Raw genomic sequence first — 12,593 nt, 5'->3', positions numbered from 1 at the left:
TTCTTATCAGCGTCTTCGCGCTTTCCCCTTATCGCAAATGAATACCTATCTCAATGCATATGTTAAGACTTTTACGCTGTTATCTTCACCATGAGTCCTACTTTTTATTCTGTTGTAAACTCATTGGTATCTTTTATTTTTTGGGGGTTTATGGCGGGCTACTCCACGCCCAAACACCCGTCTTAATTAAAGACATTAATACCCAACCCGACCCTTCTTCTCCTTCTAATACACTTAGTAGTGACCCTAGATTTTTGGTCAGCCATAAAGGATCTGTTTATTTTTTGGCCAAACAAAATGATAACACCCTAGGGCTATGGAAATCTAATGGCAAAGCTACGGGCACTCTAAAAATCAAAGATTTGCCAGGCACTGCTCATGGACTTACCAGTATAGGCAATTTTCTGTATTTCACAGCTGATGATCTCAACACGGGTCACGAAATTTGGGTATCTGACGGGACCTCCAACGGAACCTTCCTCCTCAAAGATATAGCGAGCGGCTTTGTCGGTAGTATGCCTGAAAGTTATACGGACGTCAACGGCACACTATATTTCGTAGCTACCGACGATACCCACGGTAGCGAACTTTGGAAGTCTAATGGCACCGCTGCCGGCACTGTAATGGTAAAGGATATCTTGAGCGGAAGTACAGGAAGCAACCCTCAATCTCTTTTTAACTTTAATGGTACGCTGTATTTTGTTGCCAATGACGGTACCAACGGATATGAACTCTGGAAATCAGATGGAACTGCGGGTGGAACAGTGATGGTAAAAGACATCCAAACAGGCTCAGAAAGTAGCCTACCACAATATTTTATTAATATCAACGGTACTCTATACTTCAAAGCCAATAATGGTACCAATGGTTATGAACTTTGGAAGTCAGACGGCACAGCGGGTGGAACAGTGATGGTAAAAGATATTGCCAGTGGAGCGGCTCATAGTATGCCTCAGTTTTTAACCAATGTTAACGGAACGCTCTATTTTGCAGCCAACGACGGACAAACAGGCCTCGAACTTTGGAAATCGAATGGCACAGCCAATGGTACCGTATTAGTGGCTGATATCCAATCTGGGGCCAAAGGAAGTGAACCCCGCTATCTGAAAGCCATAGGCAGCACCGTTTATTTTTCGGCTACAAATGGTATAACGGGGCAAGAATTATGGAAATCGGACGGAACAAGCAGTGGCACGATTATGGTGAAAAACATTCGTCCCGGCGATGAGAGTTCGTCTAGCTTACCTTTACTACTCAGTGAAATCAAAGGAGCTTTGTATTTTACGGCTACTGATGGCACTACCAATCACGAATGGTGGAGGTCAGGCGGCACCGAAAATCTGACAACACCATTGCCTGAAATTAGAATGGGTAACGCCAGCAGTGCTATTGGGAATGTGGTGTCTATTGCCGATACGCTTTATTTTACAGCTGATAATGGCATTCAAGGTACTGAGCTTTGGAAACTTGCTGCCTGTTTGCCACTTAATATGATTGCTTCAGATACAACTCTTTGTAGCCCAGGGGCGATTTCTTTACCCGGATTTGTAAGCAACTACAATAGTTTCAACAATCATGTCTGGCGACAGGGGAGCTGGGATGGCCCTATCATATCCAACCCTAGTAGTGTTACTCTAACTTCTTCCAAAACCGATTTTTTCCTTGTGGCACAGCTAGGGTCTACTTGTGCAAGTAGTGCTCGCATTACAATTCGCACTATTGCTTATCCAGATTATGTAGGTAGTGTAGTAGTAATGCTAGAAGGAGCCTATCGAAGAGGTTTTGGAGTAATGAGCAACCAATTAAATCAACAAGGTCTCTTACCTGGTCAAACCCCCATAAGTCCATTTGGGCAGCCTACACCCGCCAAACAACCCTACTCAGGTAGTCCGTGGTTTTATAATGGAAACGAAAGCATAGGCTCTTATGGCACCAATGTCACTGATTGGGTACTAGTATCTTTACGTACCAACCGCGACGACCCCAAAACTACCGTTTTTAGAGCAGCGGCAACTATCGAAACCAATGGCTCTGTAAGCAACATCAAGGGCTGCCCTAGCAAACTCGAAAACTTCACAAACTATTACGTAGCTGTCGAGCACCGTAACCACGTGGGTATCGTATCAGCTACGCCTACCCTGTTTATCAACAACCACTTCTTCTATGATTTTACAATTACTCAATCGTATATCCCAGCAGGTATCCCTGGAATAGGTCAGAAATATTTGGATAACCGATACATGATGTACGTAGGAGATATTCAAAAAAATCAGGTAGGAGATGTCAATGCGGGCGATATAGTGCTGTGGCAACAGCAAAATGGGCAATTTTCGCGCTATTCTACGGCAGATATGAATCTTGATGGCGCGGTTAATGCCCTCGACAATATCATGTGGTTGACTAACAATGGCCTTTTTACAGGTGTTAAATTTTGATACTCAAATAGACAATAGTTTATTGAAAAACATACTAGACAATGCTCAAGCCCAATTATTATCTATTATTATTTGCAAAGTTATTGCTGTGGAGTAGCTCTTTTGCCCAGGGTATCCCCTCTCAAGGGATGTATGAGCCCGATGAAGGAGGCTATCCTCATGGATATAATCCCGCCAAAAAGCTGGGTATTTTTGATTTGTCAAACAAAGCTTCCAACGAACCCTTCCGGCACCTTATCAAAGTATTTCCAGCCCAAGAAGTAGTATGGGAAAATGTCTCTGATTTTCGAGACTTTGGATTCATGGCAGCCTGTGTTGCTTCCTCTGAAGGCAAACCTAAATTTAACCGCTACGTAGACATCAACGAAGCAAGTTTTCGAGAAGCTTTTACGATCGATGGAGAATCTTTTGGTCTAAATCCTATGTACGCTCCAGATCCTAGTCGCGACTTTTCGGCGCAGGGCAAAACCTACACTATCATCAATGGCCCTTTTAATTCTGTAACTATTGACAATGTAGATGAAGCCGCCAAAACAAACCCTTTTATCCTCACTGAACGCGAAATAGATCGAAGAGCCAAAGCCGTGGCAGATTCGAGAATCGGATTTATCAGATGGGATATTGAATCTATTTTTTTCGGAGATTGGAATGGAATCGCTCGCGGAAGGCAAGTGTGGGAAGGAGGCAAATATCGCCATAATATCAACGGTGGCACCAATCCCGAATTCAAAGATATGGACGATGGTCAGTTTTTCAATTATGTACAAGAGCGTTGGAGCTACATTTATACCGAACTATACTATAAAACCCGTCTTTATAGCAAATCCAAAATATGGGCTTATGGACTAGGGCCAATTGGGCAGATTGATCCAGGCAATAAACCCCAATTTGATGATAACGGCAATATTTCTTCTTGGTGGAATGTCCCTAATGGAGGTATTATTTGGAGGGTTCGCAATCGTTTCAATAATCGGGTTTTAGAAGAAGAACTGGATTATATGGAGCCTACCGATTTTATACCTTACTACTACGTATGGGCGATTGTACAAAAAAATGAGCAATACAATTATTGGTACAGTACGGATATTATCAGATTGAAGGAATCTCCCAAAACCAATGTGACAGCAGGCGTTCCGACGCGATATTATGTAACAGACTTGGGAACAGCCCCCAACGGCAACCGCCGGGCACGTGTATCTTTGCACGCTCAAGATGGCTCTCTACGAGTAGCACATAAAGAGCTTAAAGTGAGTTTTCAGCATTGGCGTGGTCATACGGAGGCTATTATTCCAGCTGGCTCTCACTCGGTAGAGCTTACCACTACTGCTCCCGAACAAGTCTGGGCTGATGAAGAGCAATATTTAATGCTAGTATGGAATACACTATATTGTAGCCGTTATATAGAGCCTACCAAATTAGGTTTTGCAAACTGGGAACCTACCCCTCGCACGTTCCTATTTGGGAGCTATCCGCTGTCTACTTCCGACCTTTTTGAGCAACGTATTTATGATGCCATGATTGCTTTTTCAAATCTTCAAAATTTCGGTGTAGTACACTGGGATGCCAATACTGAAGGCAAAGTACCGCCTATGGTACGGGAAGGAATTATCTTGGCACAGAAAAAAATCGCTCCCTACAAAAACCATTTTGAAGATCATAAACTGATTTTTACAGACATTAGTTTTGACGGTGGACAGACGTGGGTAGAAGGTGGATATCCCAACGCCCCTTTTCAACAACGATATAATGGGTGGTGGATGCACAATTTATTTCAAAACAATCAACCCGCTCCCATTATTTCAGCTTCTTATAATGACAAATTGAAGACTTTTTTGATTGCGCATCTTTCCCTTAAACTTCCGTCAGGTAATCTTAATTATAAAGTACGCGTCAAAAACCCGGTTACGAATACTTCGTATACTTTTGATATTTCGTCCACTCGGGATTTAAACTATTCAGTGTTTAAAATTTAGGAGTTATTACTTAAGTGAGGCAGTACGTTCAAGACAGAGCGTACTGCCTAAAAAATTTATTTTACTAGGGTAGCATCAATTGCCTTCCAATCGATTTGTTTGACAATCTCCCGTGCTATTTCAACAGGAGCCGTAATAGTCACTACTATGTTTTCTACTAGTTTTCCGCCTTTTCTAAACTGTGGTTGATACCGTATATCTTGCCCTACTTTGACGACCTTAGTTCTCCATCCTCCCAACAATACCACTGTCTCTTGGCGCCCTAAGGCTCCTTCCAAATCTGGCTTAAGACGGACTTCAAATGCAAGTGGACTGCCACTGACTGAAATCGTCTGAGAGTTTTCGACAATACGCGCACTTTCGGTATCCTGTAAACGGTAATTTCCTAAATTGATTTCCACACTTACAGAATACGTATCTAATGAACGTTGAATCAGGGCATTGGGGTTTTCTCGATACATTGTATCGCGATGCACATACAACGACGGCTGAGTAGTGGTTTGAGGCTTTAGGGTATCTAGCTCGGCTTTACGCGCTGCTGCTACTTCTGCTTTTTCCATGATAAGATCATAGCGGTCGGTACACAAATGCACAAATCCTCCCCACTCAGAGGTTACCTCCAAAGCACCCATAGAATGCTTTTCATCAAATACTTTCCAATTACCACTAGGTGTTTTGGAGGTAAACTGGCGTTGTAATTCTTTAACAACACGTTCGTAGGCTTCATTTTCGGCAGCCGTTGCTGGACGGCATTGCGCTTGAATTCCTACCACAGTAAAAACCAAAAGTAGGGCAGTCAAAATGGATTTCATAGCGTTTGCTTTGTATTAACTTATATGATTTATTATCAAATCTCGCAGGCTTATTGAATCTCAATAAACTATGTAAAGTTAATGCAAAAAAATCGTGCTAACCTCTTTTGATGTAGAACATTTTCCCCAGAATAGGACTTTATGCTCTTCGCCCTACACTTCCATCTTATACCCGAGCTAACTTAATAGGATAAGTTTGTTTGGCATTCCACTGACAGATATAGATATTTTCGTCGTTGTCAACACACACATCGTGGCAATGCATAAAAGTACCCCCTACCGTAGCGGCATCCTGAACCATGAGCTGAAGTTTACCATCACGATATTCGGGTTTTGTTCCGCCTGGATTTGAGATTACTTTATCGTTTTTATCTAAGATAGTGACAAAGCCCGAGTTATTGGTTTGATTGAGATAGCGCAAACGCGACCAGCATACCCCCGCAAATAAATGATCGCCGTGAATTACAGGGCGACATACAAAAGCACCTGGCAAAAATATGGTTGATAAATACTTACCATCTAACGTAAATCGCTTGAAAGCATTATGAACGCGCGACGTGATGACAAGCGTAGGATTGGCTTTATTGCGATAATCTACTGTGATACCGTGGGCGGTTGCAAACTGATCATCGCCATCGCCAGAGCCGCCAAATTTGCGAATAAATTCTCCTTTAGAAGAATATTGCAAAATCCACTGTGAACCATAGCCGTCGGCCACATAAATATCGCCATTGGGCCCGATAGCCGTCTCCGTAGGCAAAAACTTATCTTCAGGTTTGTAAGCACCTACTTTAGAGGGATGTTCGATGGTAAAAATCACTTTACCGTTAATATCCGTCTTGGTTACTTTGTTGGAATTGGGGTCACAAATAAACAAAAATTCTTCGCCGTTGGCATTCCAAAGTGTAAGTCCATGACCACCTGGATATTCATGTCCCCAGCTATCAAGCAATTTACCCGAACGGTCATAGACCAAAATATTGTTTTTAGTTTCGTCCGTTACCATAATGAGTCGCCCTTTGCTATCCATTACCATTTCATGGCAGTTTTTTACTGGAAATTTGCTAGCATCTAATTTTCCCCAGTTGGCTTGAATTTTATAGCGATGAGACCCATGACCCACAATAGCCCCGTCCCCATCATTGGTCTGAGCATTGACAGAAGTAATAATCGAAGGTGCCAACAAAGTAGCTGCGGTAGTTTTCATAAAGTCGCGACGCGAAGTAGAAGGATTCATGATTTTATTAAGAATGTATTTTTTATTAATGCTAAACAAATAGTCTTTAGGTATTGAATATTTACCTAAGCAAGAAACCTGATTTTTATACTTCTTATAATATCTTGTAGTTGCTAATTCTTTCTTCATCAATCGTGTAAGGCACTTTCAGCTTCATTTTGTTTTGGTCAACTTCAACCATTGGCAAACCATTTTCAAAAAACTAAGGTTAGTATTTGGGAGGGCTTTTCCCTAACTTTGTAAGTTTAGCAACCAGCCACATGAACGTAGTTAACCAATCGCAACATTCTTCTCAAATAGACTTCGAAGCCATCAGTCCGAAGCAATACATCATCATCAAAGGTGCTCGTGTCAACAATCTAAAAAACATCGATCTAGTGATTCCTCGCAACAAGCTGGTGGTAGTTACGGGGGTGTCGGGAAGCGGAAAATCGTCCCTTGCTTTTGACACGCTTTTTGCAGAAGGACAACGTATGTACGTAGAAAGTCTCAGCAGCTATGCGCGTCAGTTTTTGGGACGAATGGAAAAACCCGAAGTTGACTACATCAAAGGCGTATCCCCTGCGGTAGCTATCGAGCAAAAAGTAAATACCCGCAATCCACGCTCTACCGTAGGCACTACCACCGAAATTTATGACTATCTAAAATTGCTTTTTGCCCGCGCAGGCATTACGTATTCTCCCATTTCAGGGCTGGCAGTACGTAAAGATACCGTCACTGATGTGGTGAATTTTATCCTTAGTCATGATGAAGGCACGCGCATCATGGTGCTTGCCCCCCTAATCATCAAAAATGACCGTACCCTTTCTCAAGAGTTAAATATCTTACTTTCAAAAGGGTATACCAGGATTGTTTTTCAACAAGAGATACGGCTTATCGAAGAGTTGCTTGAAGAAGAAATCAATACAGACCCCGCCGACTTATGTATTCTTATTGATCGCACTGTCGTAAAAAAAGAGGATGAAGATACTCAATTTAGACTTTCTGATTCGGTTCAGACCGCATTTTTTGAGGGCGAAGGAATATGCTTTGTAGAAGTGGTTGGTAGTGAGCGTCGCGAATTTTCGGATCAATTTGAGCTTGACGGTATCAAATTTGAAGAGCCAAGTGTCAATCTTTTTAGCTTCAACAATCCATACGGAGCTTGCAAGCGCTGCGAAGGTTTTGGGAAAGTGCTAGGCTTGGATCCCGATTTAGTGATTCCCGACAAAAACCTCTCTATTTTTGAGGGAGCCATCGCTCCTTGGCGTACCGAAAAAATGAGTGAGTGGCTGGCCCCTCTATTAAGGCATGGTATCCGATTCGACTTCCCGATTCACCGGGCCTATAAAGATTTGACCGACGCCCAAAAAGCCATTTTGTGGACTGGGAATGAATATTTTGAAGGTTTAAACCATTTCTTTGAGCATCTCGAATCTCAAACTCATAAAGTCCAATACCGCGTCATGCTTTCTCGCTACCGAGGCCGTACTACTTGTCCTGAGTGCCGTGGCTCACGGTTACGTAAAGATGCAAGCTACGTCAAAGTGGGAGGAGCTTCTATTACGGATTTGGTGTTGATGCCGATTTCGGAAGTGCTGAGTTTTTTCAAAAATCTCCAACTTTCAGAATACCAATACAGTGTATCTAAAAGGATATTGGTCGAAATAGAAAACCGTCTCGAATACATGGAACGGGTAGGTTTAGGCTACCTCACCCTCAACCGCCTTACCAATAGTCTCTCAGGTGGCGAATTTCAGCGCATCAAACTTGCGACTTCTTTAGGAAGTGCCTTAGTGGGCTCTATGTATATTTTGGATGAGCCTAGTATTGGGCTTCACCCCCGCGATACCCGTAAACTTGTGGGAGTACTTGAATCGTTGAGAGACATGGGCAATACGGTCATAGTGGTTGAGCATGAAGAAGAAGTAATGCGAGCCGCTGACCAAATTATCGACATTGGTCCCGATGCGGGCAACCTCGGAGGAGAGGTAGTATGGCAAGGAAACTGGACCAATATAAACAATCTTCAAGAAGATACGCCCTCTCACACCGTACGATTTCTGAGAGCTCAAGACAAGATTCCCGTGCCCACATTTCGTCGAAAAGCTACGCATTGGCTTGAATTGACAGGAGCCCGCGAAAACAATTTAAAGGATATAGACGTAAAGTTTCCGTTAGGAACACTCACCGTGATCACAGGTGTATCTGGCTCTGGAAAATCAACACTTATTCGTAAGATTTTGTATCCAGCCTTAGCTCGACAAAAAGGAGAATATAACGAAGAAACGGGGAAATATACCAACCTAACCGGTAGCCTAGACCGTATCGACAATCTTGAGATGGTCGATCAAAATCCTATCGGTAAGTCGTCTCGCTCTAATCCTGTCACTTATATCAAAGCCTATGACTATATCAGGCAAATGATGAGCGAAGTACCACTTGCCAAAGCAAGGGGTTATAAGCCTTCTCATTTTTCATTTAATGTAGAAGGAGGCCGCTGCGAAACCTGTCAAGGAGAAGGCCAAGTAAAGATAGAGATGCAATTTATGGCCGACATTTATCTCAAATGTGAGGCTTGTGGTGGCAAACGCTTCAAACAAGAAGTGCTAGATGTACGGTATCAGAAGGCGGAGGGAAAAACGGTAGATATTGCTGAAATACTAGACATGACTATCAGCGAAGCTATTGAGTTTTTTCAGGATACAGAACCCAAGCTAGCCGACCGCCTTATGCCATTGCAAGAAGTAGGGCTGGGATATATTAAACTTGGACAGTCATCAAACACCCTTTCGGGCGGAGAAGCCCAGCGGGTAAAGCTTGCTTTCTTTTTGAGTAAATCAAACCCTAATCAAGGAAGGTCATTATTTATTTTTGACGAACCCACCACCGGTCTGCATTTTCATGACATTCAAAAGCTGTTAAAAGCTTTCAACGCACTTGTCAATCAAGGAGATACTGTGATGGTGATTGAGCATAACGTGGAAGTGATAAAATCGGCCGATTGGATTATTGATTTAGGCCCAGAAGGAGGAGACAAAGGAGGGTACATTACATTTACAGGTACTCCCGAAGAAATGACCCTCCTTTCTGATAATTATACAGCGTCGTTTTTGAAGGAAAAAATGAATACTATTTCACAAAAATAGCGAGCGTTGTTCCTTCATAGACGCCTAAATTTGCATCTCTTACCTGCTCCATGACAGGGCGGAGAGCGCAAGTTGCTTCGTCGATACAATCATCGCACTTTACGTAAAAGTGAAGTGAGACACAGGGTGTGGGAGCTATAGGCCCGTCAATCACCCTAATCACTTGGGCAAAGTTAACTCGTGAAGGCTCTACCCTTAAAAGGTATCCTCCACCTTTGCCTTTTTGGCTTGACAATATCCCATGATTCCGTAGTTCTAGTAAAATTGCTTCCAAAAATTTTTTAGGGATATTCTCCCTTTCTGCAATATGAGAAATCAAAACAGGGCCTTTGCCATGTTCTTCCGTCAAGACTTTAAGGGCTTTGAGGGCGTATTTGGCTTTTTTAGAGATCATTTTTCTTTTAAATTAAGTTAGGAAAGTTATTCATGTAAGTTGAGAGGTACTATAGGGTTGGTCAAAAGCAAATTTACTCGATTAATTTAATATATTTTAACCATTAAAGACATTTTTTATGTAGAATTACTGTCAAAATACTCAATAAAGGAAGCCATTATACCATAATTGTAGCAATATAGTTCCTCTTTACTCCTCTTTTCCAATGTCTTTATTTGGCACACTCTCCCTTATACTTTCCTCTAAGTCTTAATTGTGTGGATTAGCTCAATCTGTCCTTAAAACTTTCATAGCCATAAGTTCTTACCAACTTAAAGGAGTTGTCGGCTTGCCATATCCCAATCGAAGGAAGATTGACACCATTAAAAGTGGTCGTTTTGACCATAGTGTAGTGAATCATATCTTCAAAAACCAATTTACTTCCAATCTCCAACGGCTCATCGAAAGAATAATCTCCCATGAAGTCACCTGCTAGGCAAGTCATTCCACCTAAGCGATAGGTAGGCTTGCCCGCTTGAGGCTCATGATAAGCCCCCACAATGCGAGGTTTATAGGGCATTTCGAGGGTGTCAGGCATATGCGCAGCAAAAGAAGTATCTAAAATAGCTACTTGTATACCTTGACTATCCACAATATCCAATACGCTAGAAGTCAGATAGCCTGTCCGCCAGGCAATGGCCGAACCGGGTTCCAAAATCACTTCAAGTCCATACTTTTGTTTGATTTTTTTGATGAGCATTATAAGCTTCGGAATATCATACCCTTCTCTAGTCATCAAATGCCCTCCTCCCATATTAAGCCATTTGGCTTGATAAAGCAAATCTCCAAAACGGCTCTCTAAAGCATCTAGGGTACGTTCCAATACATCTGAGCCATTTTCACATAAAGTATGAAAGTGGATACCTTCTATTCCTTCAGGAAGTGTTGCTCCAAAATGATCCCGTGTTACACCCAAGCGCGACCCTGGCACACAAGGATTATACATGTCGGTTTCGACTTCCGAATACTGCGGATTTACTCTAATCCCACAAGATACCTGTTTGTCAGGATTTGTTTGGTTATGATGTTTAACATACCCTTTAAAGCGTTCCCATTGGGCCAAAGAATTGAATGTAATATGACTACTCCGTTGCAATACCTCTTCAAACTCCGATTCTTGATAGGCAGGTATGTAGGTATGAGATTGATATCCTAGATAATCGTTGATAAGTTTAATCTCATTGAGCGAACTAGCGGTAGCTCCTGGCAAATACTCTTTAACAATCGGAAACACACTAAACATCGAAAATCCCTTCAATGCCAAAATGATATGACATCCAGCTTCATCCATCACTTTCCGAATCAGCGTAAGGTTTTGACGAAGTAGTTTCTCCTCTAGTACAAAACAAGGAGACGGAATCTGAGAAAAATCTATAGACATAGCATAAATGGATTAAGGCCGCAAAGTTAGAAAAATCATATTGGAAACATTTATTAAATTGAGCTTGTATTATAATAGAAAACCTATTACTATACAATTCTGTTTAGAAATCCATGAATAAGACGGGAGAATTTTTACCTACTTTTATTCCATAGAGACAGCACTACGTTATAGTATTATTAAGATTTGGACAAAACTAACAGTCAACAAACCATGAAAATTGGATTAGTACTTTCGGGCGGCGGAGCCCGTGGCATCATGCACTTAGGGGTCATCAAAGCATTGCAAGAAAAAGGCATACACCCTGATTATATTGCAGGTACGAGTGCGGGCGCAATTGCAGGCGCATTGATTGCTCACGGATATACCCCCGACGACGTATTGGGGATTCTACTAAAAACTAATTTCTTAAAATATATTCGTCCTTCATTCAATGGCCCTGGGCTTTTGCGAATGCACAAAGCCGAAGAACTTTACAGAGAATTGTTGCCTCACAATAGTTTTGACAAATTACAAATTCCGCTATTTGTGGCAGCAACTGATATTGAAGCAGGCGAAATTGTGTATTTTGATTCAGGCGAACTTATCTATCCTTTGATGGCATCTAGCTGTTTACCAGGCATTTTTGAGCCTATTCGTTACAAAAAACAGCTATTTGTAGATGGGGCTGTCTTGAATAACTTACCCATAGAACCTTTACTTGATAAAAAAGTAGATATCATCATAGGAGCCAATTGCAATCCCTCTTTACAAGATAAGCCGCTCACTTCAACTCGCAATGTGGTAGAACGTAGCTTGATGCTAGCTGTTAGAAACAAAACCCAAGAGCGTCTCCGGCAATGCCACTTAGTCATTGAACCCAAAGAAGTAGGAAGATTCGATATTTTTGATGTCAGAAAGGCCAGAGAGATATTCACTATTGGATATAGAGAAGTATTAAAATCACCTGAACAGCTTATGTACCTAGAAAAACTCCTCCTTTCTTAGAAAGCTCGTTCTAAAATTATTGCGAAAAGAGACAAACTCCCATTTTCTTTAGACCAACCAAGGGTCTTCTACTCCAAAAAAATAAAATAAAAATACTCTTTAAATTTGAATTTATTGCACTTTTTAAAGAAAATTACAAATATTAATATTCCAGTATTTTTATAATTTTACAGTGATTTAATAGCCCAAAAAAAATACAATACCCAA

Annotated in this window: 8 protein-coding genes; 4 read left to right on the top strand and 4 right to left on the bottom strand. The window is 41.6% G+C overall.

Annotation, left to right across the window (positions count from 1 at the left end; translation table 11 throughout):
- Window positions 1-59: 59 nt before the first annotated feature.
- The gene (locus tag P1X15_RS02035; RefSeq protein ID WP_277336475.1) at window positions 60-2,435 is read left to right on the top strand and encodes an ELWxxDGT repeat protein; all 2,376 of its coding nucleotides are present in this window, start codon (window positions 60-62) and stop codon (window positions 2,433-2,435) included.
- A gap of 41 nt (window positions 2,436-2,476) precedes the next feature.
- Window positions 2,477-4,408 carry a hypothetical protein gene (locus tag P1X15_RS02030; RefSeq protein WP_277336474.1) on the top strand — a complete coding sequence of 644 codons (1,932 nt, stop codon included), beginning with the start codon at window positions 2,477-2,479 and terminating at the stop codon, window positions 4,406-4,408.
- Window positions 4,409-4,464: 56 nt separating this feature from the next.
- Here the strand turns inward: P1X15_RS02030 and P1X15_RS02025 are convergent, their stop codons facing one another.
- Window positions 4,465-5,220, bottom strand: a complete 756-nt coding sequence (locus tag P1X15_RS02025) for a hypothetical protein (RefSeq protein WP_277336473.1) — start codon at window positions 5,218-5,220, stop codon at window positions 4,465-4,467.
- Between the two features lie 166 nt (window positions 5,221-5,386).
- Entirely contained in the window at window positions 5,387-6,457 is a 1,071-nt protein-coding gene (locus P1X15_RS02020) for a 6-bladed beta-propeller (RefSeq protein WP_277336472.1), read from the bottom strand.
- Between the two features lie 260 nt (window positions 6,458-6,717).
- On the opposite strand from P1X15_RS02020, the gene uvrA reads away from it, so the two are divergent.
- Entirely contained in the window at window positions 6,718-9,585 is a 2,868-nt protein-coding gene (uvrA, locus tag P1X15_RS02015) for an excinuclease ABC subunit UvrA (protein ID WP_277336471.1), read from the top strand.
- On the opposite strand, the gene P1X15_RS02010 is transcribed toward uvrA, so the two are convergent.
- The gene (locus tag P1X15_RS02010) at window positions 9,569-9,979 is read right to left on the bottom strand and encodes an Rrf2 family transcriptional regulator (protein ID WP_277336470.1); all 411 of its coding nucleotides are present in this window, start codon (window positions 9,977-9,979) and stop codon (window positions 9,569-9,571) included. The two genes, uvrA and P1X15_RS02010, sit on opposite strands and share 17 nt — an antisense overlap.
- A gap of 262 nt (window positions 9,980-10,241) precedes the next feature.
- The gene (gene nspC / locus P1X15_RS02005) at window positions 10,242-11,399 is read right to left on the bottom strand and encodes a carboxynorspermidine decarboxylase (protein WP_277336467.1); all 1,158 of its coding nucleotides are present in this window, start codon (window positions 11,397-11,399) and stop codon (window positions 10,242-10,244) included.
- A gap of 213 nt (window positions 11,400-11,612) precedes the next feature.
- Here nspC and P1X15_RS02000 point away from each other — a divergent pair, with 213 nt between their 5' ends.
- Window positions 11,613-12,386 carry a patatin-like phospholipase family protein gene (locus P1X15_RS02000; RefSeq protein ID WP_277336466.1) on the top strand — a complete coding sequence of 258 codons (774 nt, stop codon included), beginning with the start codon at window positions 11,613-11,615 and terminating at the stop codon, window positions 12,384-12,386.
- The last annotated feature ends 207 nt before the right edge of the window (window positions 12,387-12,593 follow it).

This window comes from Runella sp. MFBS21, assembly GCF_029433105.1.
In the GTDB taxonomy this organism is placed as follows: Bacteria; Bacteroidota; Bacteroidia; order Cytophagales; family Spirosomataceae; genus Runella.
The sequence above is the reverse complement of the archived record's forward strand: the minus strand, read 5'-3'. Positions and strand labels throughout refer to the sequence as shown.